This is a genomic window from Leptolyngbya sp. FACHB-1624, from assembly GCF_047649235.1.
In the GTDB taxonomy this organism is placed as follows: domain Bacteria; phylum Cyanobacteriota; class Cyanobacteriia; order Leptolyngbyales; family Leptolyngbyaceae; genus Leptolyngbya; species Leptolyngbya boryana.
The window spans coordinates 713,957-740,175 of sequence record NZ_CP180258.1; the positions used below are offsets into that span (position 1 = coordinate 713,957).

The 26,219-nt window shown below is 47.0% G+C and carries 23 protein-coding genes; 15 read left to right on the forward strand and 8 right to left on the reverse strand.

Annotation, left to right across the window (positions count from 1 at the left end; translation table 11 throughout):
* Window positions 1-4: 4 nt before the first annotated feature.
* Entirely contained in the window at window positions 5-1,012 is a 1,008-nt protein-coding gene (locus tag ACMUEV_RS03330) for a squalene/phytoene synthase family protein (RefSeq protein ID WP_017290713.1), read from the reverse strand.
* Window positions 1,013-1,479: 467 nt separating this feature from the next.
* Between ACMUEV_RS03330 and accD the strand changes: the two genes are divergently transcribed.
* The 6 genes from accD to petJ all read left to right on the forward strand — a co-directional run bounded on the left by accD (window position 1,480) and on the right by petJ (window position 4,627).
* Entirely contained in the window at window positions 1,480-2,400 is a 921-nt protein-coding gene (gene accD / locus ACMUEV_RS03335) for an acetyl-CoA carboxylase, carboxyltransferase subunit beta (RefSeq protein ID WP_017290712.1), read from the forward strand.
* Window position 2,401: 1 nt separating this feature from the next.
* Window positions 2,402-2,578 (forward strand): hypothetical protein, encoded by a 177-nt coding sequence (locus ACMUEV_RS03340; RefSeq protein ID WP_154660840.1) that lies wholly within the window; start codon window positions 2,402-2,404, stop codon window positions 2,576-2,578.
* 20 nt (window positions 2,579-2,598) lie between these two features.
* Window positions 2,599-3,090 carry a photosystem II cytochrome c-550 gene (psbV, locus tag ACMUEV_RS03345; RefSeq protein WP_017290710.1) on the forward strand — a complete coding sequence of 164 codons (492 nt, stop codon included), beginning with the start codon at window positions 2,599-2,601 and terminating at the stop codon, window positions 3,088-3,090.
* A 40-nt stretch (window positions 3,091-3,130) separates the two neighbouring features.
* Window positions 3,131-3,637, forward strand: coding sequence for a photosystem II cytochrome PsbV2 (psbV2, locus tag ACMUEV_RS03350; RefSeq protein ID WP_190651827.1), 507 nt, complete (start codon window positions 3,131-3,133; stop codon window positions 3,635-3,637).
* 108 nt (window positions 3,638-3,745) lie between these two features.
* Window positions 3,746-4,150: a plastocyanin gene (gene petE / locus ACMUEV_RS03355; protein WP_017290708.1), complete on the forward strand. Its 405-nt coding sequence runs from the start codon at window positions 3,746-3,748 to the stop codon at window positions 4,148-4,150.
* A gap of 75 nt (window positions 4,151-4,225) precedes the next feature.
* Window positions 4,226-4,627 (forward strand): cytochrome c6 PetJ, encoded by a 402-nt coding sequence (gene petJ, locus ACMUEV_RS03360; RefSeq protein WP_017290707.1) that lies wholly within the window; start codon window positions 4,226-4,228, stop codon window positions 4,625-4,627.
* A 38-nt stretch (window positions 4,628-4,665) separates the two neighbouring features.
* Here the strand turns inward: petJ and ACMUEV_RS03365 are convergent, their stop codons facing one another.
* The 3 genes from ACMUEV_RS03365 to ACMUEV_RS03375 all read right to left on the reverse strand — a co-directional run bounded on the left by ACMUEV_RS03365 (window position 4,666) and on the right by ACMUEV_RS03375 (window position 9,993).
* Complete coding sequence (locus ACMUEV_RS03365) at window positions 4,666-7,437, reverse strand: eIF2A-related protein (protein WP_190651825.1); 2,772 nt, start codon at window positions 7,435-7,437, stop codon at window positions 4,666-4,668.
* Between the two features lie 168 nt (window positions 7,438-7,605).
* Window positions 7,606-8,475 (reverse strand): 2-hydroxy-3-oxopropionate reductase, encoded by an 870-nt coding sequence (locus tag ACMUEV_RS03370; protein ID WP_190651823.1) that lies wholly within the window; start codon window positions 8,473-8,475, stop codon window positions 7,606-7,608.
* 33 nt (window positions 8,476-8,508) lie between these two features.
* Complete coding sequence (locus ACMUEV_RS03375) at window positions 8,509-9,993, reverse strand: pentapeptide repeat-containing protein (protein WP_190651821.1); 1,485 nt, start codon at window positions 9,991-9,993, stop codon at window positions 8,509-8,511.
* 110 nt (window positions 9,994-10,103) lie between these two features.
* Here ACMUEV_RS03375 and ACMUEV_RS03380 point away from each other — a divergent pair, with 110 nt between their 5' ends.
* Together ACMUEV_RS03380 and ACMUEV_RS03385 are read left to right on the forward strand one after the other, a co-directional pair.
* Window positions 10,104-10,940, forward strand: coding sequence for a prephenate/arogenate dehydrogenase (locus ACMUEV_RS03380; RefSeq protein WP_190651819.1), 837 nt, complete (start codon window positions 10,104-10,106; stop codon window positions 10,938-10,940).
* A gap of 158 nt (window positions 10,941-11,098) precedes the next feature.
* On the forward strand, window positions 11,099-11,677 hold the full coding sequence (locus ACMUEV_RS03385; RefSeq protein WP_190651817.1) for a Uma2 family endonuclease: 579 nt from the start codon (window positions 11,099-11,101) through the stop codon (window positions 11,675-11,677).
* Between the two features lie 114 nt (window positions 11,678-11,791).
* Here the strand turns inward: ACMUEV_RS03385 and ACMUEV_RS03390 are convergent, their stop codons facing one another.
* Window positions 11,792-12,367, reverse strand: a complete 576-nt coding sequence (locus tag ACMUEV_RS03390) for a Uma2 family endonuclease (protein WP_190651815.1) — start codon at window positions 12,365-12,367, stop codon at window positions 11,792-11,794.
* 44 nt (window positions 12,368-12,411) lie between these two features.
* Window positions 12,412-13,329: a glycosyltransferase gene (locus tag ACMUEV_RS03395; protein WP_190651813.1), complete on the reverse strand. Its 918-nt coding sequence runs from the start codon at window positions 13,327-13,329 to the stop codon at window positions 12,412-12,414.
* A gap of 218 nt (window positions 13,330-13,547) precedes the next feature.
* Here ACMUEV_RS03395 and ACMUEV_RS03400 point away from each other — a divergent pair, with 218 nt between their 5' ends.
* A complete protein-coding gene (locus ACMUEV_RS03400; RefSeq protein ID WP_017290699.1) occupies window positions 13,548-14,750 on the forward strand; it encodes an argininosuccinate synthase in 1,203 nt (400 codons plus the stop codon).
* Window positions 14,751-15,047: 297 nt separating this feature from the next.
* Entirely contained in the window at window positions 15,048-15,779 is a 732-nt protein-coding gene (locus ACMUEV_RS03405; RefSeq protein WP_017290698.1) for a hypothetical protein, read from the forward strand.
* A 200-nt stretch (window positions 15,780-15,979) separates the two neighbouring features.
* Here ACMUEV_RS03405 and ACMUEV_RS03410 read toward each other — a convergent pair whose 3' ends face one another.
* Both ACMUEV_RS03410 and ACMUEV_RS03415 read right to left on the reverse strand, forming a co-directional pair.
* Window positions 15,980-16,117, reverse strand: coding sequence for a hypothetical protein (locus ACMUEV_RS03410; protein ID WP_190651811.1), 138 nt, complete (start codon window positions 16,115-16,117; stop codon window positions 15,980-15,982).
* 136 nt (window positions 16,118-16,253) lie between these two features.
* A complete protein-coding gene (locus tag ACMUEV_RS03415; RefSeq protein WP_190651809.1) occupies window positions 16,254-16,736 on the reverse strand; it encodes a tryptophan-rich sensory protein in 483 nt (160 codons plus the stop codon).
* A gap of 524 nt (window positions 16,737-17,260) precedes the next feature.
* On the opposite strand from ACMUEV_RS03415, the gene ACMUEV_RS03420 reads away from it, so the two are divergent.
* From ACMUEV_RS03420 to ACMUEV_RS03440, 5 genes are read left to right on the forward strand one after another with little or no spacing between them, the layout of a single operon-like run.
* On the forward strand, window positions 17,261-18,124 hold the full coding sequence (locus ACMUEV_RS03420; RefSeq protein ID WP_017290695.1) for an alpha/beta hydrolase: 864 nt from the start codon (window positions 17,261-17,263) through the stop codon (window positions 18,122-18,124).
* A 41-nt stretch (window positions 18,125-18,165) separates the two neighbouring features.
* A complete protein-coding gene (locus ACMUEV_RS03425) occupies window positions 18,166-20,043 on the forward strand; it encodes an AMP-dependent synthetase/ligase (RefSeq protein WP_190651807.1) in 1,878 nt (625 codons plus the stop codon).
* Between the two features lie 20 nt (window positions 20,044-20,063).
* Window positions 20,064-22,310 carry a 3-hydroxyacyl-CoA dehydrogenase/enoyl-CoA hydratase family protein gene (locus tag ACMUEV_RS03430; RefSeq protein WP_190651805.1) on the forward strand — a complete coding sequence of 749 codons (2,247 nt, stop codon included), beginning with the start codon at window positions 20,064-20,066 and terminating at the stop codon, window positions 22,308-22,310.
* Between the two features lie 10 nt (window positions 22,311-22,320).
* The gene (locus ACMUEV_RS03435; protein WP_190651803.1) at window positions 22,321-23,502 is read left to right on the forward strand and encodes an acetyl-CoA C-acyltransferase; all 1,182 of its coding nucleotides are present in this window, start codon (window positions 22,321-22,323) and stop codon (window positions 23,500-23,502) included.
* A 48-nt stretch (window positions 23,503-23,550) separates the two neighbouring features.
* On the forward strand, window positions 23,551-25,980 hold the full coding sequence (locus tag ACMUEV_RS03440) for an acyl-CoA dehydrogenase (protein WP_190651801.1): 2,430 nt from the start codon (window positions 23,551-23,553) through the stop codon (window positions 25,978-25,980).
* The last annotated feature ends 239 nt before the right edge of the window (window positions 25,981-26,219 follow it).

Genomic DNA, 26,219 nt, shown 5'->3' on the forward strand with positions numbered 1-26,219 from the left:
CAACTCAAGCTCCGACCTTCAGCAGTTCGGTGTTCATTGATGCAAACTTACGCAGCTTGTGATGACGATCGTTCAATACACTCAACCGTCCTCCGTGCGGATAAGTGGTGGTCGCGTTCCACCGCGAAGGCATCATCAATACCAAATCTCGCTGCACCTCCCGCCAGTACACATGCGGGAATCGCATATAATCATATCCGCAACGACGAAAAACCCGTTCAATCCGAGCATATCGAGTCATTGACCATTCCCGTAGAATCTGCCAAGACGGATGTAAATCTGGCGACAAAATAAACGGATATGCTCGACGGCGCAGCGTGGGCAAATACTCATAAATCAAGAATTCCATCATTGCTCGGTAGCCTGGATTCTCCTGCGCCCGTAATTCCAAAATCTCAGATCGACTGATCCCAAATCGATCTAGCAGCTCGGTTGGCAAATAGCAAATGCCTTGCTCGGCATCTTCGCGCAGATCGCGAAGAATGTTGTAAAACTGGTCAACCGTACCGAATGCTCCAACAATCTGCCAAGTGGTAGTTGACAAGAATGGTAAAACCTGAAAGAATGAAGCAGCTAGCGCACGCATCATGACTTCAAACTCTTCCATTGTCTCAAAAACCATATCTTTTTGAGTATACCGATCGAGGGCTAAAAGATAGCGCTCCCAAGCTTTTAGAGACAGGTGAGAAGTTGGGTCACAGTTGTTGAACCACAGATTGCACATCGATTCAAATAGCACACGATGCGTCCCCGCAGGCTGCACTCTGCCTGTTGCACTTAGCCAACGCCAAGATGCGCAAAAGTCTTGGAAATGACCAGAATTCCCTTCAATCATTTCGCTTTCAGCCAGTCGATCAGCGATCCGAATCCAGCGAATCCTCTCTAGCCAAACCGCTCGGACTTCCGGTTCGAGTTCCATTACCCAGGCGGCATTGTCCTCATCTTTCAGGGCATCATCCGCGATCGCGCGGTAATGAGACGAACCCACTAACTCAGCAACATACTTGTTCATATCAACAGGTGAATTTCAGTCTTGCCACGGCACTCAAAATTAGAATTCCCAGATTTTGATAGGATGAACGCATGTGTGTTTGAGATCACAGCTAATCCGGTAAAGCTGTGGCACTGCATTCATCTCAGAACAACAAAAAATAGAGCTAAATTTCTGCGGTTACCATTAGGCAACACGTTGGAAAATGGTACTGCAGTTAGCACTGCGAGGATAGTTTATTTCCTCGCGGATTGTTGAGAGCAATGTTCGGAATATAACATGCTGATTAAGTAACATTACGACTAATAAATATATTTACGTGTAATTACGGGAACTCAGTATTTACGGTTACGAATTCTAAAGCAGCACAATTTGTGAGAAAAGCCACGTTTTTATATAGGATTTGAAAGAGGTTGCGCTCATCGTACTTACGATTTATAAAACCTGCTAAATTTCATTGTTCTCACTGCGAAGGATAGGGATTGCCCATGTCACTCTTTGATTGGTTTGCAAATCGGCGCAAGTCCGACTCGAAAATTCCTCAAGGTCAAGAGCGTGAAATCGCCGATGGACTTTGGAAGAAGTGCGAGATGTGCAGTGTTTTGACTTACACCAAAGATTTGAGAGCAAATCAAATGGTGTGCCTGGAGTGCGGTCATCATATGCGCGTCTACAGTCCAGAGCGGATTCGGCAATTGATTGATCCCGATACTTGGGTCGCGATCGATGAGCATATCCTGCCCACTGATCCCTTAAAATTCCGCGCTCGTAAGTCTTACAGCGACTATCTCCGAGATACTCAAGAAAAAACCAAACTTACCGAAGCTGTGCAAACCGGAATTGGTCAGCTTGATGGCTGCCAAGTTGCTTTAGGAGTGATGGACTTTCGCTTTATCGGCGGCAGTATGGGTTCGGTCGTCGGTGAAAAAATTACTCGGCTCATCGAGCGTGCCACTCAACAAAGGCTTCCCGTTGTGATTGTCTGTGCATCAGGCGGTGCAAGAATGCAGGAAGGGTTGCTGAGTCTGATGCAAATGGCAAAAATTTCAGGTGCATTGCAACGCCATCGAGAAAGTCGGTTACTCTACATCCCGGTTTTGACGCATCCAACCACAGGCGGTGTCACTGCAAGTTTTGCCATGCTCGGTGATATCATTCTTGCCGAACCGAAAGCGATGATTGCGTTTGCAGGGCGGCGTGTGATCGAACAAAACTTGCGGCAAAAACTACCCGATGATTTCCAAACGGCAGAATATTTGCTCAATCACGGCTTTGTCGATGCGATCGTGCCGCGCACCCAACTGAAAAAAACCTTAGCGCAACTGATTCGGCTACATCAGCCAACCATTGCCAGCGCTCATGGGGTACAAATTCCTGGCATCAAAACTTTCACACCCACCGCAGAATAGCGTGAATCCAAGATTGGTGAAACCTTGGGTACATCAGCATGATATTGGTATTAGAGAGGTCTATTCTCATCATCAGCAAAGCCGATCGCTCGATTTGCCGATGCCTTCATCCGTTGGGGTGAGGCTGCCATTATCGTCTGCTGTTTTGTTGTGTTGTGTTGTGAAGCCCGATTACTGAGCCACATTTTAAGGAGAACCATGCTTAAAAGATTTCTTTGGCTTGCTGTAGCCACCGTCTTTTTTGCCTTTCAGGTATGTACCCAGTCTGCCCAGGCATCTGAGTTGGATGCGGCGACCCGCACAGTGGCAAAAGATGCCAATGGTGGGACAGTCACGCTTTCGCTCAAGCAAGTGAAAGAAGGCAAACGTTTGTTTCAATATGCTTGCGCCCAGTGCCATGTCGGTGGCGTGACCAAAACGGATCCGAACGTTGGACTTGACCCCGAAGCGCTGTCTTTGGCAACGCCTGCGCGCAATAATATTGATGCGCTGGTCGATTACATGAAAGTGCCGACGAGTTATGACGGAGCAACTGATATTTCTGAAGTGCATCCGAGCCTCAAGAGCAAGGATACCTTCCCTGAAATGCGTAACTTGACCGAACAAGATTTAGTTGCGATCGCAGGTCATATCCTGCTGCAACCGAAAGTTGTCGGTGACAAGTGGGGCGGCGGTAAGATCTATTACTAAACCACGTTGAATTGCAATTTTTTGGGGACTGACCTCGCCTATGTTGATACATGCTTTGCTTCAAAATCGCTGGCTCCGTGGCTTGGTGATCTTCTGCTCGGCTTGTATGGTGCTAGTTGGGGTCAGTTTTCCTGTTGAGGCAGCGGTTGATCCCTACGTTAGACAGTATTTACAGGTTAGCGATCCGGTTCCGGTATTGATGAACGATCGAGGCGAAACACGATTGTTTTCAGCCGAGAACATGATCGCAGGAAAAAAATTATTTGAATTGCACTGTGCCTCTTGCCATGTGGGCGGTTCGACACTGCCGAATCCAGAAGTGTCGTTGTCCCTAGAGACGTTGAGACACGCGACTCCGCCACGTGACACCGTTGAACAACTCGTTAAATTTATGCGTCAGCCCATGAGCTATGACGGTAGCGAAGAAAACCTCCTCTGCCGAGAGGTTCCAGACTCATGGCTATCTGAGGCTGAAGTTGAGAACTTATCAGGATTTATTCTCAGAGCGGCGGACAAAGCAAAAGGATGGGGAACGACGAATTTCTAGCGGTTTTCAGAATCTAATTTTTTTATCTATTACAGCATGTCAAACTGAGTACGACAGGCTGTAAAATAAGCAAATAGTCTAGAGAACAATGTCGTTCGAGAATTTACTATGAAATCGATCGCTTCCGCTATTCGGGGTCTGTCCCTGGTATTCTGTGCAGTCCTATTGATTGCAGGTAGTCTCTTCATTTCTGCTGCTCCTGCTTCAGCAGATACCGTAAAAGTGATTATGGGTGGCAAGAAGGGTCTAGTATTTGAACCCGCAGTTGTCAATGTGAAGGCAGGGGACACGATTCAGTTTGAAGTGGGTCAGTTGCCGCCTCATAACGTTGTGTTTGACAAGGTTCCGGGTGCAGATGCTGCCTTAGCTGCTAGCCTTTCTCACAAAGCCCTAGAAGGTGCGAAGAAGACTTTTGACATCACGATCCCGGCTGATGCTCCTAAAGGGGAATACAGCTATTTCTGCTTGCCTCACCGGGGCGCAGGCATGGTCGGTAAAGTGGTTGTGCAATAGTTTCGGTTCTTCTCGGTTTTGAAGCCTAATCCCCTTCTAGAATAGGGTGAGGTTCGCGGCACAGGATTGAGAAGAATGAGCACAAATCCGCTTAAATGTTGGTCAAAAATTGCGATCGCACTCATCAGTTGTGCGATCGCAATTTTTGTGGGGATTTCTCCAGTCTTGGCTGAAGTTCCGAGCGGAGAACAGTTGTTTAATTCCAATTGTTCAGCCTGTCATATTGGCGGAAATAACGTGATCATTTCGCACAAGACGCTGCGAAAAGAGGCACTGGAAAAATATGCAATGAATTCGTTGGAGGCGATTCGATATCAGGTCGTCAACGGCAAGAATGCCATGCCTGCGTTCGGAGGGCGACTGAATGAAGAGGAAATTGACGCGATCGCGACTTATGTTCTGGGTCAGGCTGAGTTGGATTGGTCTACCAAAGTGGAAGTGAGCACATCGCAGGAAGTTTCAGAACGTAAATCGTGAGTGCGATCGCGCGAATATTTTTGTCAATTTCGCTCCATTTACGATCGCGACAGCCGCTCTCTCACCCATCCCATCGCTTGTTCCCAAGGGCTAACCGCAGCAGGGCCAGTGCAAAGATTTTGATACGGCTTGCCATTGAGATTGTGCTTGAGATAGTCATTGAGCCATTCACAGCCATGCTGTTGCAAGTCGTTGATATCCAAGTTCCAGAGGATACCTTCTCCATCAGACGTGACTGAGGCAAGTAAGAGTTGATTGTGATCTGGGCTAAAACTGACGCTATTCACTTGCTCACGATGCCCTTTGAGGGTTCTCAGTTCTTGTCCCTCCACATTCCAAAGCTTCACCGTCTTGTCTGCACTTCCGGTCGCGATCGTCTTGCCATCTGGGCTAAAGCTCACGCTATTCACTTGCTCACGATGCCCTTTGAGGGTTCTCAGTTCTTGTCCTTCTAGATTCCAGAGTTTTATCGTATTGTCCTCACTGCTCGTCGCGATCGTTTTGCCATCCGGACTAAAACTCAGACTGGTAACCCGCTCACGATGCGCCTTGAAGGTGTTTAGTTCTTGTCCTTCTAGATTCCACAGCTTCACTGTGCCGTCTAAAAGACCTGTTGCGATTGACCTACCATCGGGACTGAAACTTACAGCTAAAGAGATGCTATGCGCTTTGAGGGTTTTCAGTTCTTTGCCTTCTAAGTTCCAGAGCTTTACCGTTTCGTCGCCACTTCCGGTCGCGATCGTCTTGCCATCCGGACTGAAATTTACACTTGAAACAAAAGCGCGATGTCCTTTAAGGATTCTAAGTTCTTTGCCTTCTGAGTTCCAAAGCTTCACTGTGAAATCCCCATCTTCTGCCGCGATCGTCTTGCCATCGGGGCTGAAGTGGATACTCTGAACAACCAGACTACGCCCGTTGAGTTTTTTGAGTTCTTTGCCATCTAAGTTCCAGAGCTTCGCGGTGTACGGCTCACCTGCTGTCGCGATCGTCTTGCCATCCAGACTAAAACTCACAGTAGTACTGCCATAGCCTTTGAGTTTTTTCAGTTCCTTGCCTTCTAAGTTCCAAAGCTTGACCGTGTTATCCCAGCTTCCTGTGGCAAGGGTCTTGCCATCCGGGCTAAAACTCACACTTTCTACAGACTCAAGATGCCCGTTGAGGGTTTTCAATTCCTTGCCCTCTAGGTTCCAGAGCTTCACCGTGTCGTCCCAGCTTCCCGTTGCGATCGTCTTGCCATCGGGACTGAAACTGACACTTGTAATATAACCGCTGTGACCTTTGAGGGTTTTCAGTTCTTTGCCTTCTAAGTTCCAGAGCTTTGCTGTGTAGTCTTCACTCCCTGTTGCGATCGTCTTGCCATCGGGACTAAAATTCACACTTTTCACAGCACTACGATGCCCTTTGAGAGTCTTCAGTTCTTTACCCTCTAAATTCCACAGCTTTGCTGTTGTATCCCCGCTTCCAGTCACGATCGTTTTGCCGTCGGGACTGAAACTCACACTTGCAACAAAAACATCATGCCCTTTCAGCGTTTTCAGTTCTTTGCCCTCTAAATTCCAGAGCTTTGCTGTCCTATCTCCACTTCCGGTCACAATCGTTTTGCCATCTGGACTGAAACTCACACATAAGATATGGCTGCCATGTCCTTTGAGAGTTTTCAGTTCTTTACCTTCTAGATTCCAGAGCTTGATAGTCGCGTCCTCACTTCCAGTCGCAATCGTCTTACCATCCGGACTGAAACTCACGCTTCTAACTACATCGCGATGCCCTTTGAGAGTTTTCAGTTCTTCGCCCTTGAGATTCCAGAGTTTCACCGTGTTGTCCCAACTTCCGGTTGCAATGGTCTTGCCATCCGGACTGAAACTGACACTCTCGATCGTATTGCCATGCCCTTCTAACCGATTTTGTTCATGAACACTGTAAACAATCTGTCGCAACGCAGAAACAACCCGCATCGCTGTTTCTAGCTCGACTTCTTGGGTTGCACTCTTAAGTTTCTGTCCTGCTTTTAAGCCTTCAACCAATGCCTCAATGCCCAAATTAGACTCCAACAGATTGATCGCTGTGAGGCTTTGTGCGTTTAGCTCAGCATTAATTCCTCGTCGTTCTGCGACCTGTCGCTGCTGAACTGCAACCGCCGCTGCTCCAAATGCCAAGAATGCGAACATGCCCACTCCTGCCATAAAGACTTGTTGCCGTCTTGCCTCTGCTTGTTGCCGTTGGATTTCTGCTGCTCGCGATGCACTAATGTATTCTCCCTGTAATTGGGTTGGTTGCGGTTGCTTACTTGCTCCTTTGACCAGCCAAGCCTCTGCTGTCTGTAAATCAACCCCACGCAGCAAAAAGCTCTCATTTCGCGTCTGCTGATTCCACTCGATCGCTTTTTCCAACAGTCGCGTATGTCCCTTCACATACTCCAGATCCATATCGATCGATCGCACTAATTCTCCAAACATTTCAACAAATCGGTCGGCATCGCAAAAGAACAGCCAGTTCAATTTTCCGAGAGCTTCATGCACCTGTTGTGCTTCGACTGGTTGATACACGATCGGAATCAATCGCTTGTTGTGCTTGACCGCATGGTTAATCTCATCCCGACAAACCGCAGATTCCACAGAGTTTGGACTCAGCACAAAAACAAACGTGTTCGTGCCTTCAATTCCGCGTTGGATCGCCTGCCACCAATCTTCTGTCCACTCGATCGCGTGCCAATCGACCCAGGTTTCGCGCCCTTGCTCTTTTAGCGCTTGATACAAATGTTCCACAAATGCTTTATCTTTGCGGGAGTAAGAAATAAAGACATCACTCATAACTGGGGCTTTTTTCTAATCATCAGAACACAAGCCCCCTAAATTGATCCTCGTAGAACTACCAGATTCCCCAGAAGAGCAGAGCAGAAGAAATCGCCTCTATTCCTCCAACTTGTACGCTCTGACACATCAATCAGCAGTGCGATGTCATGCAAAGACAAGCATCAATCAATTTTGAGTAGACAAGAGATCGTACAGGAGCGCGATCGCTGCATTATCCAATCCGCCTTTTCCTTGAGCAATCAAGGCATCCATCAGCATCGTGACCTGACTACTGCCTAGTAAAGGAACACCTAGTTCGCGCCCAGTTTGCAGCACAATATTCATGTCCTTGCGATGCAAATCGAGTTTGAATCCAGGTTGAAAGCTATTCTCTAAGATCCGCTTGCCGTGAACTTCTAACACACGACTCTGGGCAAATCCGCCCAGTAAAGCATCTCGAACTTTCGCCGGATCAACCCCTGATTTTTTCGCAAGCGTCAGCGCTTCTGCAACCGCTTGCACCGTCATCGCTACGACAATTTGATTACAGGCTTTGGTAATTTGTCCGGCTCCTGAATCACCCACGTGAACGATATTTTTTCCCATCGCTTGTAAGACGGGTAAAGCTCGATCGAATGCCGATGCCTCTCCACCAACCATGATCGACAATGTTCCTTGCTGTGCCCCAATATCGCCTCCTGAAACTGGCGCATCTAAGGCTTGAATTCCACGCGCTTGCAGTTCGGCATAAATCTTTTTTGAGGTTGCAGCCGCGATCGTAGACATATCGATGAATAACATCCCGGATCGCAACCCTTTGAGTAGTCCTTGCACCACAGCTTCCACATCGGGCGAATCTGGCAGACAGGTGATCACGATGTCAGATTGTTCTGCAACTTGTTGGAGTGAAGTCGCAGGATTTGCACCCGCTTGAGCGAGTTCGTCGATCGCGGCTTGCGATCGATTAAAGACCGTGACCGCATACCCTGCTTTCAACAGATTCCGCACCATTGGCTTTCCCATGATGCCAAGCCCAATAAATCCGAGGCGTTCCATAGTTGCTAAGACTCGTGATGTACACCGAGCATCTTATCGTCTTGCTTGGAACCCTTGCAGGAATTCGATCACTTCACTTTGGCTAGGCAGCACAAATGAGATCGGTTGATTGAGAAATGGAAGTTCTGCTTCAGGACTGTACTGAATCCGACGCTTGCCGAACAGAGGATTCTCGTAGATGGCAAGCGATCGCTGAGCAGAATTCGAGAGCATTAATCTCGTTGGGGCTTGGAAAAAGCGAATTTTTTGAATCGCCGTTGGAATTGCTTGCACTAACTTTGAGCGGTCAATTTTTTGAATCGAATCGCTCAAAACTTTCACCAGCACCTGAAATGCCTGGATTCCAATCGAATCATCAATCTCTTGAAGTGGAACCGATTTGAGCAGGTGTAATAAATTACTCTGCGCGACTTTGGCATCTGTAAAAGGCAGAATCGCAATAAATGCTGTAGAAAACAGATCCTCATCCCGATCGAGCGCAAATCGTAGAATCGTGCGCCGTTTATGCACTTCGATTTGAGGAGGGACAATCGCGTTCTTCTGGCGTGCGAGTTGTTGATACGCGACTGCCAAAGCACAATGCGCATCTGAACTTAAGCGATCGTCAATCACAAGTTCAACGATCGGTGGAGACTCATGAAAATATTCGCTGAGATTCTCACTGATAAATTGATAAATCTGACTCTGATCGCCATTCTGGCTGAGATCAATCCAGCGACAGGTTGCGCCTGCGGTTTTCACGCCGAACGGAGACACCGCATAGAGTTTTGCGCCTGTGAGATTGGAACCACTCAAATCAGCACCTGCCCAATCTACATGAGCGAGATTCGATCGCGATAAATCAACATGCACTAAAGTTGCATCAAGCAGGATGGCATGACTGAGATCCGCTCCCGTCAAGTTCGCCCCACTTAATTTCGCGCCTGTCAAATCTGCCCATCGTAAATTTGCGCCGCTGAGATCTGCCCAACGTAAGTTTGCACCTCGCAGGTTTGCGCCTTGGAGATTAGCGCGATTCAATGTAGCTTGCCGCAGTTCTGCCCAACGTAAATCGGCACCCGATAAATCGGTGCTACTGAGTTCGCTATTCGTCAAATTTGCGCCTTGTAGCGTTGCGGAGAGTAAGTTAGCGTAGCGAAGATCAGCACGGCTCAGATTTGCCGCATTTAAGTTACTACCTCGCAATTTCGCATCACGTAAATCGGCGTAGCTCAAATTCGCCGATCGCAAGTCTCCCGCGCTAAAGTCTGCACGAGTTAATTCTGCATGGCTTAAGTCTGCGTGTTGAAGATTTGCATGACTAAAATCGGAGAGGGTAAGCTTGGCTCCGTGAAATTTAGCGTACTCACAGCTTGAATTGCTGAAATCTGAATTGGTCAGCTTCGCTGCATTAAAATTTGCCTGAGCGAACGTCGATCGACTTAAATTTACTCCGGGTAGATTGACTCCACTCAAGTTCAGCTCCGAAAATTCCCGCTGATCGGCAGCATATTGTTCTAGAAGTTCCTCAACGTTCATACAGGTCTGTCAATCCTCGTATCGCAAAGTTGAAATTTTCGGAGTAAATTCAGCGCTAACATGCCCACTTGTAGCGCAGAATTACCTGTAACAGGTTGGAGAAATTGGAGATGAAAGTTGGGATTGTCGGTTTGGGGTTGATTGGCGGATCGCTCGGTTTGGATTTGCGATCGCAAGGGCATACCGTGTTGGGGGTGAGTCGCAAAGCACGCACATGCGAATTGGCAATCGCTCGGGGAGCCGTAGACGAAGCCGATTCGGATTTGGCACTGATGGCGGATGTGGATGCGATTTTTGTATGTACCCCGATTGTGCATATTTTGACAACTGTTCAACAATTGATCCCGCATATTTCTCTAGACACCGTTGTAACCGATGTTGGCTCAGTTAAAGCATCGATCGTCAAAGATTTGTCTCCAATCTGGAAAAATTTTGTGGGCGGACATCCTATGGCAGGAACCGCTGAGAGTGGAATTGAGGCAGCGTTGCACGGATTATTTGCAGGCAATCCTTACGTGCTAACTCCCACGGATGTCACACCTAAATCGGCTGTAGAACGAATTGAAACACTGTTACGTCCGCTACAGGTCAAGCTGTTTCATTGCCAGCCAGAGGAGCACGATCGCGCAGTGGCATGGATCTCACATTTGCCAGTCATGGCAAGTGCAAGTCTAATTTCAGCTTGTCTCAGCGAATCGGATCAAGCAGTGCTGAATTTAGCCAAAATGTTAGCGAGTTCAGGATTTCGAGATACGAGCCGCGTCGGAGGTGGAAATCCTGAGCTAGGCGTAATGATGGCTCGGTTTAATAAAAGCGAGGTATTGCGATCGCTCTCGGTTTATCGAGACCGATTAGATCACATCACTCAATTGATTGAGCAAGAGAAATGGGAAGAGTTGCAGGCTGAACTTGAGAAAACGCAAGCCGCGCGATCGGATTTTCTGTAAGGTGAGTTCCGGTCAACATTTGAGAAAGCAGTTTATAAAGTCTGTCTACTCACATTGCTACGCCTGTGAATGGAAACTCAAAAGCCCTTTTGCAGGTGCCACGATAGACGGGCTTTTGCGATCGCCTAGAATTAAAGGCAAGCGTTAGGAAGAAAAGAATGGTTCAAGCTTCCCTAAAATCTATCTCACTTGAGGAATTCCTGCTCCTTCCAGAAACCAAGCCTGCCAGCGAATACATTGATGGCGAAATCATTCAGAAATTCATGCCTAAAGTCAAGCACAGCACCCTTCAAGGAGAGCTTGTTCCAGCCATTAATGCCAAACTCAAACCTCAGAAGATTGCTTGGGCATTTCCAGAATTGCGCTGTACTTTTGCAGGACGCTCTATTGTGCCAGATATTGCAGTCTTTACCTGGAATCGCATTTCATTTGATGAAGCAGGAAACATCAGCGATGATTTTGTCTCTGTTCCAGATTGGATCATTGAAATTCTCTCACCTGAGCAAAGCGCAACCACGCTGACGAAGAAAGTCTTGCGATGTCTTGCAAATGGATGCCAAATGGGCTGGTTAATCGATCCAGATGATTTCTCAGTCTTTATTTATCAACCTAAACAAGAACCTCATTACTTCGATCTCGACGCGCCAGAAGATTTCTTACCTGTTCCCGCGTTTGCTCATGACTTTCAACTGAGCGTTGGAACATTGTTTAACTGGTTAAAAGGAGAAACACCATAAGGCAATGCCGATTGAGGAAGGCGATTAGGAACGAGAGTGATAGAACCCTGTGAAGTTTTCGCCAATACAGACAAAGTATGTGGACAAACTCGGAGAAGCCATAATCTATAGGAATTACCACACGATCGCTAAGTCGAGAACAAATCCTGGTAGGACATCTTCACCAAAAAGTTGAGGAGGATTGTCTAACACTTCAACAGGTTGACCCAAACGATAAATCTCAACTCTTCGAGTCTTGCGATTGATCAGCCAGCCAAGCTTTACCCCGTTTTCTAGGTACTCACGAAGTTTAGCTTGAGTTGCTTCGAGTGCGTCTGTTGGTGACATCAATTCGAGAACAAAATCTGGCGCAATGGGAGGAAAAATTTCCTTCTGTTGCGGAGTGAGAGTATCCCAACGATCTTGAGCAATCCAGGCAACATCAGGAGAACGATTTGCACCATTTGGGAGCTTGAAGCAAGTCGAAGAATCAAAGCAAACTCCTAACTTAGCTTGACGATTCCAGATCCCGAATTCTGTCCCAATTTCAAAATTTCGGTTGCCAGTTTCTCCACCTGTTGGAGACATAATTGTGATTTTCCCGTCTGTGTTGCGTTCAAATTTGAGATCAGGATTTGCGCGACACAGTTGATAGAACTGCTCGTCGGTTAAGTCGATAATCGGTTTCAGATCAAGGGTTGATAAAATCATTTGCCCTATTCATTCGATTTACAGGCATTTTAGCTCGGCTTTCTCTACTTCTGTGATTGAGCATAAGCCGCATAAACTGCTTTGACGTTATACCAGTTCAAGAAAATTCGAGCGACTTGTTCAGCTAGTTGGGGTTTGCCTTGTTGAATCAGAGATCGCATTACAGGAGCCAGCGTTTTCTCGTTCAACAATCCCCCGATCGACAAAACGCCCCATAGGACTCGATGAATCCAAGTCATCTGAATCATCATCTTCACATCAAAGGTCGGATGCTTTTGATAAAACACAACTCCCATTCGTCCGCGTTGAAATTCCACATCAATTAATCGCGGAATTTGATCCAGCGAAAAAGCAGGATGCCAGTGATATCCAACCGCTTCGGGACATTTGATCAACTTCAACCCTAAATTTTTTAAGCGCACTCCAAGTTCTAAATCTTCCCAACCGTATTGTTTAAATCCGGTATCAAAAAGTCCTGCTTCGATTAACCAATGACGCGCGATCGCCACATTTCCCGTCGCAAAGTAAGCCGCAGAAAAGTCCGTCAATTTATACGGTTCAGACGTTGGATCATCAAAATTTGCCGTATTGATCACGCGACCATAGGTAAATAGGCGATCATGTCCGAGTTCTTTTTGCCCTTGAATCAGTGTTTCAACATGGGATTGAAGAAACACATCTGTGACTACCAAATCGCTGTCAATAAAGACGATCGTGTCTCCTTTCGCCTGCTCCACTCCATAATTTCTAGCACCCGCCGCACCCCCGTGATTTTGGCAGAACAATCTAACATGAGGAAATTCTGCCGCATGAGACTGCAACCACTCAACTGTACCGTCGGTTGAACCATCATCGACGACGACAATTTCGTAATCCGAAAAGGTCTGACGTTCCATTGCTCTCAGACACTTTTCTAGAATCGGTTTACGGTTGTACGTGGGAATGACAACACTCAAAAACACAAAGCACTCTCCTCAGTGGCACGTTCTTAGTATCCTCGATCGTGGTTCAAGCCGGAATGTTGCCGGGTCTGAGAAATTCTTAAATAGAAACTCCCCACTCCCCACCCCAGAGAAAAAAAGACTTAAGTCCAGAATTCTACGCAACTCCTGTCATGCGATACAGAATTTTGCCCGCATAATTGTAAACTTGATCGTCTTACATTAGAGAGATGCAAACCATGGGTCGTGCAAAGAAAGTTGTGCTGGCTTATTCCGGAGGAGTCGATACATCCGTTTGTATTCCATACCTCAAGCAAGAATGGGGCGTGGAAGAGGTGATCACGCTAGCAGCAGATTTGGGTCAGGGCGATGAGTTAGAGCCAATTCGAGAGAAAGCCCTGAGTTCGGGAGCTTCGGTTTCTCTCGTCGCAGATGCAAAAGTTAGCTTTATCAAAGATTACGCTTTTCCAGCGATTCAAGCGAATGCCCTGTACGAGAATCGCTATCCCCTTTCAACGGCTTTGGCACGTCCTCTGATTGCAAAGTTGTTGGTCGATGCTGCCGCAGAATATGGAGCTGATGCAGTTGCACACGGTTGTACTGGAAAAGGCAACGATCAGGTGCGGTTTGATGTCGCGATCGCAGCGCTCAACCCTGACTTGAAAGTGCTGGCTCCGGCGCGCGAATGGGGCATGAGCCGGGAAGAAACGATCGCATACGGTGAAAAATTCGGCATTCCGTCGCCTGTGAAAAAATCCTCGCCGTACAGTATTGATCGTAATTTACTCGGTCGCAGTATTGAAGCAGGTCCGCTCGAAGATCCTTGGACAGAACCCTTGGAAGAAATCTATGCGATGACAAAAGCGATCGCTGACACCCCCGACGAGCCAGACTATGTTGAAATCGGGTTTGACAAAGGAATTCCCGTAAGCTTAGACGGTCGAGTCTTGAATCCGATTGATCTCGTGACAGAACTCAATGAGCGAGTCGGCAATCACGGAGTCGGTCGGATTGATATGGTCGAAAATCGCCTCGTCGGTATCAAATCGCGCGAGATTTATGAAACTCCAGCCTTGCTTGTTCTGATTCAAGCGCATCGGGATTTGGAAAGTCTGACGCTGACCGCAGATGTGACTCACTACAAGCGTGGAATTGAAGAGACCTACTCTCAAATGATTTACAACGGTTTGTGGTACAGCCCATTGAAAAGTGCGTTAGATGCCTTTGTGCAGAAGACACAGGAAGTAGTCAGTGGCACTGTGCGCGTGAAATTGTTCAAGGGCAATTCGACGATCGTCGGTCGCAAGTCGGAACTGTCGCTTTACACCCCCGATCTAGCAACCTATGGCGCAGAAGATCAATTCGATCACAAAGCGGCTGAGGGCTTTATCTACGTTTGGGGCTTACCAACTCGCGTCTGGTCACAAATGCACCGCAAGTAAGCTTGCAAATACCTGATTGAGAAAGATTCGGTTCGACTTCACTCAAGACGCTAGGTCACCGAGTTGTGCAGATTGAGCGGAGTCGAAACCGATATAAAACAAGCGAATGGGGGAATAGGGAGAACTCGATTCAGATTGCTCCCCATTCCCCCATTTCCCTATTTCCCTATCAAATCTATCTTTTAGCTAGTGTTCGATCTTCTATATCACAACTGGAGACAGAGAGGAAACTCTGATAATTTTCTTAACTTAGAGTTGTGATGAACCCACATTGATCGAGTGATCGGAGCACAACCTATGCTAGCGAATGATGTTCGATTAGAGCGCCTGAGTACTGAGGAACTGAAGCAAGAAATTTTATCGTTAACGAAAGATAGAGATGGCGCTCCTTTGAAAGAAAAGGTGTTGTTTCATAAGGACGTACTCGCTCCCTATTTTGAACAACTTCAGCAACGTAATCCCTACCCTATCGTTGCCGATCAAATTCCGATCGTACTCGGAGTGTGGACACCGATCTGGTCAACGATTCCATTTCATGATGCGTTACCCGGTCGGGAGCATGATAAGTCGTATCAAATCTTTCACGATAATGGCTACTATGCCAACATCGCACGCTACGCACCTGGGCATCGCGTAGGCTGGCTAAATAAGCTTTCTAGTTTTCTCGCAGCCTATGATCTGATGGTGATGCAGAAATTTGAGATTCGCGACGGGCAATGGTTTATTCAAAATGTCGCGATCGATCAAGCAGTCAGACGGCGAATTTTCCCATTGACGATCGAACGAGCAGAAGCCTGGTTTGATGAAGTCTTAGACAAACGCATCGAAGAATTCAACACAAAAACAGAATTGCCGAAAGAACTGAAGCTAGAAAATCTCGATCGCAATACAGTGAAGAAGTTTGAGAAGACCTATCTGGCGACGCCAAAGTTCGAGCATCTCTATGTCGATCATGACTTGCGGATTGTGAAAACCCAGCGCGAAGCAAAACAAAGACCGTCTTACACAATTGCAATTCGTCGAAAATAGTAGCCCAGGCAATCAAGTCAACTCTGAAAAGGCTCCGCTCAACCCTTAGTGATTCTGGATTTAGGGGCTGAGCGCTTGCTCTGAGGTTGTCGTAGAGGAATTAGAACCCAACTCTTATCACTGGACTGCTTTTACTTTGCTCTCTCAATTCAAACAACTAGATTTCGGGTTTGCACTTCTCGTAGTATCAAACTGCAGAGTCAGTAAAGTTTGCGATCGCAGATTGCAAATGCCACACCTATCCCTTGCTTATTTTGAGCTATAGAAGAATTCTTGCCACTGCAAAGCGCGATCGAAGTTTTGCGGATCTGAATAATTTTGACAAACCAGTAGTTCACCACAATAAATCAGATAGGGAGATAAGAAACAATCTGAGCTTGGGTTTTCCCCATCTCCCCACTCCGAAAAACGAATGCGGTTGATTACTAGGTTAAAGGTTAGCGGCAGGTTTACCGAGAGCAGAAAAAGCCGCATTCAAATAGAGTCTGGATTGAGTTCAATTAATTCCCGCGTTGCATAAGTTCCGATCGGACTCCAAACCAGGTAAGGCACCAGCAGCAAAGCAGCCTGCACATTGATCAAAGCAACCACCACCATAAGCAGAAGTCCCAAACCAACCCCGACTCCGCCTAAAACTGTCCCGATCGCTAAGCTCTGAAGCCTCAACGTTAAAGGAATATAAGCCACAGTGACAATTTCTAACAGCAAGTACCCAAGCATCAAGAGCCAAGTGTTGAATGTGCCTGGTGATTGCTGCCAGACTAAAATTGCAGATCCTGCGCCGCAAGCAAACACAATTGTCCAAATGATAGGAATTGCTGGCTCGATGACTGCTAACCACTGGGGAAGCTCTAATCGCCTTACCCACCCTAAATCTTGACGCGGTCGAAACAAAAAACTCCCTAATGAAACGAAGAAGGTAACACCTGCAATAATCATCCAAGGTTTCATAGCCATTCTGCTCCTAGCTGTATCCTGCAATATTAGACTGCAAGTCCTTTGAGATCTCTCATACTTGAGAATGGGAATTCCATACTTAGGTAGCAATTTGCTTACTTTCAATCTGAGTTTTGGATCAGAAAAGGTATTGCAGATGATTGTTAAAAATTAACTCAGGAACTTGATGGTCACTCTCAAAATTACTAAAGTGAAGTTAAGCATCCTACAGCAATCTTATTCCATTTGTAAAATTCGGAAAGATGGGGAGCAAAATGAATCCTCACTTTCTCTAATTTCACAGATGGTTTAGAATTGCGACATAAGCAATGTTGGAGGAATATAAACGTGCAGAACGCAAACTGCGCTCGATATTGCAGCCGTTGAAGTTGAATCGTAACATTCAATTTAATTCATCTAAATTTACTTAGTTTTTCTAGAGAGGGAGCGCTCTAGCAGCAATGTTAGGTAATTGCTTCATCTCTAATGGGATCGCTTTTCTCTTCATCTACAAAGCGACGGGTTAGATAAGGATTATTAAATCTATGAAACATCGAGAAGGAACTCTTGCCGGATGGCAGGGGATGAATCTTCATTATCAAAGTTGGCATCCTGACGAGCCGAGTCAGGCAGTTGTTACATTAGTTCATGGCTTGGGTGGATATAGCAATGTATTTCAGAATGCGGTGGAGTATTTAGTACCGCAAGGCTATGAAGTCTATGCCTTCGATTTACGAGGGCATGGACGTTCAGCAGGACAACGAGGACATATCAATGCGTGGGCGGAGTTTCGAGAAGACTTACGCCTCTTTTTACGCTTTGTACGATCGCAGCGAACCAGTTGCCCGATGATTCTATGGGGGCATAGTTTGGGCGGTACGATCGTGCTCGATTATGTTCTACGATCGCCCGATGAAATTCAGGGCTTGATTGTCACAGCACCTGCATTGGGAAAAGTAAAAATCTCGCTCGTGAAGTTAGCGCTCGGTCGAATCATGTCGCGGACTGTCCCACGATTTAGCTTACGTTTGGGTCTTCGTCACCTCGGAGCGAGCAATCCAATCGTTGAAGCTTATCTAAACGATCCGCTGCGACATGACTATGCCAGTGCACGACTCGCAACGGAATACTTTTCGACGGTTCGCTGGATTTATCGTCATGCGGCTGAATTGAACATTCCGCTGCTGATTATGCACGGAAGTAGCGACCACGTGACGCTACCCGAAGGCAGTCGTTTATTCTTCCAGCAAGTTATCTTCCCAGACAAAGAGCATCGGGAATATCCAGGAAACTATCACGATCTGTATATGGATGCCGATTGTGAGCTAGTATTCTCAGATCTCAAAGACTGGTTGAAACGGCACTTGATTGGCGCAAAAACGTGTCAGCCGTTGATTATTGAAGCTTAATTCATCTATGGAGGAGAAGAATTGGATTCTTCTTGCGATCGATGTTTGGAGTTAAGGAACTCACTCAACGTGATCACCCGGTATCTGTGTTAGGACAGACGTTGCCCTCGTTGTTAGAAGAAGCTTGCGCGCTACGCCCGAATGCGGCTGCATTGAATCAATGGACAGAAGCAGGCTGGAGATCGCTCTCAAATCAAGCATTTCGGACAAAAGCAGAACTATTAGCGTTGGGACTGTTAAATCTGGGATTGGTGCATGGCGATCGCGTGGCATTGTTAATGCCGAGCGATGTCAACTTTGCGATCGCTGATATGGGGTGTTTGGTAGCAGGGCTTGTCGATGTGCCGATTGATCTGACTCAAACGCTGGAAACCATTGTTTTGGTGCTCCAACAGAGCGGATCAAAGGCATTGATCGTTGCAAATCTGGATCTGCTAGAGCAGGTTTTACCTTATCTAGAGCAGGTCTCTGAGTTAGAGTACATTCTGATTGCAGAAGTGCCCGAAGATTGGCGATCGAGCGCTCCGCAACGCATTTACTCGATCGAGCAAGTGAGCCAGAGTGCTGATTCTGCAAGTCGAGTGCAGGAGCTTTATCAGACGCTTTCTTCTCAAGATCTAGCAACGCTAGTTTATGTACCCGGAGAAGATGGGCAATGGCTTGGAGTCATGCTAACGCATGAGAATCTCTCAGGGAATGCTTTAGCTGCATTTGCCAGTTTATCGCGGTTGCATTGGGGTGCAGAGGACATTGTTCTGTCGTTTTTGCCCCTAACCCACGTGTTTGCTCGATGTTTGCTCTATGGGCATTTCTACTACGGGCATACGATTTATTTTTCGAGTGCGAATCGGGTGTTTAAACATCTGAAAGATGTTCGACCTACGATTCTTGCAACTGTGCCGCTTCTGTTGGAGAGACTGTATAGCAAAACAATGGATCAGGCAGAACGCTTAACGTCTAGGCGAGAACGCATCGCACTTGCAGTGACGCTGTGGTTTGCAAAACGGCATCAATTAGGGCATTCCAGAACGGATGCGCTGCTGCAGAAATTTGTCACTCGGTTTGGATTGTCGCAGTGGCGATCTCTGTTTGGCAATCGATTGAAGTATGTGCTTTGTGGTGGGGCTGCTTTGAAGCCGGAATTAGTAGCAGTATTTGCAGCAGCAGGTCTTGACATCTATCAAGGGTATGGATTGACGCAGGCAAGTGCGATCGTGAGTTGTAATCGCGATCGCGCCAATCGAGCTGGAACCGTGGGGAAACTCATCGAAGGCGTGGAAGTTGCGATCTCGCCGGATCAGGAGATTCTGGTGCGAGGAGCTTATGTGATGCGCGGCTATTATCAGAATGCTGAGGCAACTGAAATTGCGATCGATGAGCAAGGCTGGCTCCATACTGGGGATTTGGGTGCGCTTACGGCAGATGGTTTTTTGCAAGTGACGGGACAGAAGAAAGTACTGTTTAAGCTAGCAAGTGGAAAATATATCGCACCGCGTCCCATTCAGGCGCGATTAAAATCGTCGCCACTAGTGAAAGATGCGATCGTTGTGGGTGCAGGGCAAAAGGGGTGCGGAGCATTGATTGTTCCAAATCTTGAGGCATTGCGGAATTTGAGGCTAGCAGACGATGATGTGACGTTGCTGAAACATCCTTGTGTGCAGTCGCTCTATCAATTGATCGTCGATGAAGCAAACTGTCATCAGCCTTACTGGGCGGCTGTGAAGCGATTTCGCTTGATAGATGAAGCTGCTATCGGAACTAATCTTACGAAAGAGATTCATCTGTTATACAGTGAAAGTAAGGCTCCGCTACAAGACGCTTCAGACTTCGATCTTCAAGAACTAGAGTGTCCAGTTCTTCCAGTTGAAGCTTGTCCAACTTTTGCTCAATCTCTTCATCCTCGGTTTACAACCTCCTAGCAGAGAGGACTTTACAAGTTATGTTGAAACCATTTCAAACCGTAGCAGTATTAGGCGCAGGCGTGATGGGAAGCCAAATTGCAGCACATCTAGCAAATGTGGGGCTCACGGTTCACCTTTTAGACATTGCATCTCCGACCGGATCTAAGAATGATTTAGTCGAAAGTGCTTGGAAGAAAGCCTTGAAACTATCGCCGCCAATTCTATTTACAGAGAAGGTTGCAAGGCGGATCACGCTTGGTAACTTCGATGAACATCTCGATCGACTTCGCCAAGTGGATTGGATTATCGAAGCCGTTGTTGAAGATTTACAGATTAAGCAACAGTTGATGGAGCGTTTAGAATCGATCATTCAGCCTGAGACGATTGTTTCCACCAACACAAGCGGCATCCCGATTCGGTGGATTGCTAAAGGGCGATCGGAATCATTTCGCAAGCGATTTTTAGGAACCCACTTTTTTAATCCGCCTCGCTATCTCAAATTGCTAGAACTTATTCCAACTCAAGACACAGATGCATCCGTTCTCGATCTCATGAAATGGTTTGGCGAATTGTACTTAGGCAAGGGCATCGTCATTGCTAAAGATACGCCGAATTTCATTGCTAATCGAATTGGCATATTTGTGACTTTGCTGGGAGTCAAAGCTTGGGCTGAGAAAGGTTATTCGATCGAGGAAATTGATACCTTGACCGGAACATTGATTGGAAGACCAAAATCTGCAACGTTTCGGACAGCCGATCTAGTCGGGTTAGATACCTTGATAGCAGTCGCTGACCATCTTTATCAAGCTGTACCCAACGATGAGCATCGCGAAATCTTTCAAGTTCCGGATGTGTTGCGAAAAATGGTAGCAACCGGGATGTTGGGTGCAAAAACTAAACAGGGATTTTATAAAAAGCAACAGGGACAGATTTTATCGATTAATCCGAAAACGTTTGCCTATGAAGCAGCGAAGCCTTTGAACTTGGGTGAACTTGATACGATCGCAGGTTTACCTTTACGCGATCGTATCCGCGCTCTTTATGCAAGTCCTGGACGAGCAGGCGATTTCTTCCGGCAAACGACACTCGAAATGCTGAACTATAGCGCCCACCGAGTTCCCGAAATTGCAGATGATCCGCAGGATATTGATCTAGCAATGCGTTGGGGATTTGGTTGGGATATGGGGCCGTTTGAACTTTGGGATGTCCTTGGGGTTGAAACGGTGTTAGCCGATATGCAAGCAGCAGAAATGTCTGTCCCTGCTTGGGTGAAACAATCTTTCTATCCAAGTGTCACGGCTGAGGAAGAGAAAGCAGTTTGGAAAAATGCTGAAGCTGCGTTGCTAGAGATGGGCGATGGTGTATTGCTGTACGAATTTCGCTCGAAAGGCAATACTTTAAGCAATAAAGTACTAGAAGGATTTGCAGCCGCACTCTCGATTCTAGAGACGAGCGATTACAAAGGATTAGTCATTGGAAACAAGAGCGATCATTTCTCAGGCGGTGCGAACCTTGCAGAAATGGGAATGATTGCACAGTCTGGGGATTGGAACGCGATCGCAAAACTCATCTCTGATTTTCAAGGACTCCTCCAGCGAATTCACTATTTCCCGAAACCAATTGTTGCAGCGATTCAGGGGCGCGTCTTGGGTGGCGGATGTGAGTTAGTCATGGCTTGTCCGAAAGTCGTCGCTGCGGCTGAAACCTACATTGGACTCGTGGAAGTTGGAGTAGGGCTGATTCCGGGTGCAGGCGGTCTGATGCGAATGGCAAGTCGAGCCGCAGAACGAGCCGCAACCGAAACGCCAAGCCATGTTCTACCTTTCTTGAGAACTGCGTTTGAAACGATCGCAATTGCTAAGGTTTCGAGCAGTGCAGCCGAGGCGCAAGCTTTGGGATTTTTGCCTCATGATGCACGAATTTTGATCAGTGGGGAACACCGATTAGAAGTTGCGAAAGCAGAAGTCTTGCATCTCGATCGCATTGGTTATGTTCCCCCTCCTCAGAACAATTCGATCTTTGTATTGGGGAAAGCAGGACGAGCCGCATTGGAACAGATTGCTTATGTCTACGAGCAAGGCGGATTTGCGAGTCAATACGATCGTTATTTAGCATCTCGGCTGGCATTTGTATTAACAGGTGGAGAACTCACTGCTCCTGCCTTGGTGTCTGAGGATTATTTACTGCAACTCGAACGAGAATCATTTGTGCCGTTGTTAAGACAGGAAAAAACTCAAGCACGAATGATGCACTTGCTCAAAACCAAAAAGCCGCTCCGGAATTGAGGAAAAGACTATGCAAGAAGCTTACATTGTTAGTAGTGTCAGAACTGCGATCGGTAAAGCTCCCCGTGGAAAGCTGCGGAATATGCGCTCAGATGATTTAGGTGCGATCGCGTTGAAAGCTGCACTGGAAAAAGTTCCTAATCTCGATATCAATCAGATTGAAGATGTGATTTTCGGCTGTGCGTTTCCCGAAGCAGAGCAAGGCATGAATTTAGGACGGGTGATTGCTGAACGTTCTGGATTGCCTGACTCTGTTGCAGGTGCAACTGTGAATCGATTCTGTGCTTCCGGATTGCAAGCGATCGCAATGGCTCATCAAGCCATCATTACTGGACAGGCAGATGTGATAGTTGCGGGGGGTGCGGAGTCGATGAGTTTGATTCCGATGGGTGGACATGATATGTTGCCCAATCCAACACTGGTCGCGGAAATGCCACAACTCTATTGCACGATGGGCGCAACAGCGGAAACAGTAACGCAACAGTATGACATTTCCCGCGCTGATCAAGATGCCTTTGCTTTGCGATCGCACCAGCGAGCCGTTCAAGCTACCCAATCAGGGCGATTTAACGATGAGCTAGTTCCTGTTCCCATTCGCGAAACTATCTACGCTGACGGTAAACCTCAGGTCGTGGAAAGTATTGTAAAAACCGATGAAGGCCCCAGAGCAGATACCAATTTAGAAGCGCTCTCGAAGTTACCTGCGGTGTTTCGAGTCGGCGGATCAGTTACAGCAGGAAATTCTTCTCAAATGTCAGATGGTGCAGCAGCAACGATTTTAGTCAGTGAGGCAAAGCTAAAAGCATTCAATCTACAGCCCTTAGCACGAATGCTGGGATTTGCAGTAGCAGGTGTTCCTCCTGAAATTATGGGCATTGGGCCTGTTGTTGCAGTTCCTAAAGTTCTACAGCAAGTAGGACTGCGTTTAGAAGAGATTGGATTAATTGAGTTGAATGAAGCATTCGCCGCGCAATCGCTAGCCGTGATTCGGAAGCTTGGGCTGAATGAGGAGATTGTGAATGTGAATGGAGGTGCGATCGCATTAGGACATCCTTTGGGGTGTACAGGGGCGAGGGTGACTGCAACACTGCTACACGAGATGAAACGCCGTGGAATTCGGTATGGATTGGCGACGATGTGTGTGGGTGGAGGAATGGGAGCGGCGGCAGTGTTTGAGAATTTGATGCGTTAAAAGCAGGCTTCGAGTTCTGTATTCAATGAGTTTTTAGGAGAATGAGCGATGTTGCTTCTCTTACAATTGACGATTTTGAGTCTTGTACTGCTGACGTTAGGATTTATCGGCGTGTCGCTCTGGATTTGGCTCATCTACGGCGCGATCGTACTCTTCACGTTTCAGTCACCCATCTGGCTTTGGAGCATTTACGTTGCGATCGGGCTAGTTCTAACAATCCCTCAAATCCGGCGACAAGTGCTCACAAAGCCCATCATGAAGGTCATTCGGGTGCCAAAAATTTCGGACACTGAGCGAGCAGCCATTAATGCTGGAACAGTGTGGGTCGAAGGGGAGTTCTTCTCGGGTGTTCCAGATTTTGAGCGAATGAATCAGGCAGCCTATCCAGAAGTTACGCCCGAATTGCAGACCTTTTTAGATGAGCAGGTCGAACAAGTCTGTCGGATGGCAACAGACTGGGAAATTCAGCGTCATAAAGATTTGCCGATCGAAGTATGGCAATATCTCAAGCAAGAACGATTCTTTGGCATGATGATTCCCGTCGAATATGGCGGCTTGGGCTTCTCGAACTTTGCCTATAGCACTGTGATGGCAAAACTAGCTTCACGATCGTTTATTCATACTGCAACTGTTGGAGTTACAAACTCTCTTGGTTCCGCTAAGCTTTTGCTCAATTATGGAACTTTAGAACAAAAAGAATACTACCTACCTCGACTCGCAAGCGGTGAGGAGATTCCTTGCTTTGCCTTAACAGAGCCAACTGCTGGATCAGATGCCGCAAGTATCACAGCTAAAGGAATCGTATTTCGAGACGACGATGGCAAACTCATGGTGCGGTTGAATTTCCGCAAACGCTATATTACTCTGGGCGCGATCGCGACTTTAATCGGGCTTGCCTTTAAGCTATACGACCCAGACAATTTACTCGGCAAAGGTGAAGATGTTGGCATTACCTGTATTCTGATTCCCGCGAATACAGAGGGCATGATTCTCGGAAAACGGCATGATCCGATGGGAGTTCCCTTCTACAATTCTCCCGTGGAAGGGCAAGACGTAGTTGTTTCCGTCGATCAAATCATTGGAGGAGTAGAGCAAGCAGGACAAGGCTGGAAGATGCTGATGCAAGCGTTAGCGGCTGGACGAGGCATTAGTTTTCCGGCAAGTTGTACAGGTGTTGCGAAGTTAGTTGCTCGCGTTACAGGAGCTTATGCCAAAGTCAGACAGCAATTTGGCAGTTCGATCGGTCGATTTGAAGGCATCGAAGAACCGCTTGCAAGAATTGGCGGACTAACTTATGTGCTCGATGCGGCTCGCATCTATACCGTGGGTGCAGTCGATGCGGGTGAAAAACCTGCGGTCGTTTCTGCGATCGCAAAATATCAATTCACAGAAACGACTCGAAAACTTGTGAATGATGGCATGGACATTCTCGGCGGCTCAGGCATTTGTCGCGGACCGAGAAATCTACTCGCAAACTTCTACACTGCAATGCCGATTCCGATTACAGTTGAAGGCTCGAACATTCTCACCCGCACGCTGATGATCTTTGGGCAAGGTGTGATGCGCTGCCATCCTTATCTCTATGCAGAAGTAATGGCGATTGAAACCGGAGATGCGATCGCATTCGATCAGGCTTTGTGGAAGCACATTGGATCAATATTCCGAAATACGTTTAGAACACTATTACTGAGCCTATCACGCGGCCATCTTGCATCTGTCCCAGGGAACAAGTCCACGAAGCGCTACTATCAAAAGCTCGCTTGGTCTTCTGCAATGTTCGCATTCCTCACCGATTTCCTATTGATTCGGTTTGGCGGAGCGCTGAAACGACAGGAAAAACTAACAGGAAGACTTGCAGATTGGTTGTCATGGATGTATCTAAGTATTGCAACATTAAGACGATTTGGGGCAGAAGGATACAGGGCAGAGGATTTAATCTTTGTCCAATGGGCGATGAACTATAGCTTTGCTCAAATGCAACAAGCTTTAGAAGGAATTCTCGTCAATCTGCCGATTCCTAGCATTGCTAAATCCATTCTCCTAAGCCTTGTGAGAATCAATCCACTCGGTGTGCTCCCAACTGATACACAGGGAAGTTATGTAGCACAAGCCTTACAGACGACAGGAGAAGAGCGAGAGCACTTAACGTCTGGCATCTACCTTCCGAAGCATCCCGATGAAGCCTTGGGACGCTTAGAGCAAGCGCTCAAGCTCTGTGAACAGGCTGAAGCGGTCATGAGCAAGGTTAAGCAAGCAATCCGAGCCGGACAGTTACCTCAAGGAAAGGTAGAAACATCGATTGAGGCAGCATTGAAGACTGAAGTGATCACGAAAGCAGAAGCAGACTTACTTCGAGCAGCAGAATCTGCACGATTCGATGCAATTCAGGTCGATGCCTTCACGCTCCAGGAGTATCAGGGCAATGGGTTACAGGTGCCGCAGTTCTCAACAATCCTTGCTCAGAAAAATGTCACCTGAGTTCCAAATCATAGAGGGTTGAAGAGGAACTATCCCAAATTACTCTGACCAATGAGAGATATTCGCTAGGGATCGACAATCCTATCAAAACATCATTACAATAGTACGTAGACAGACATCATCAAACCTCTAACTCAACATGGTTTCTGTATGATGTTTTGTCAATAACGCTGCATTGTTTAATCTGTCAACTTAGCTGTTGTCAGCGATCGCTATCAAACACCCTCATGTTTTTAGAT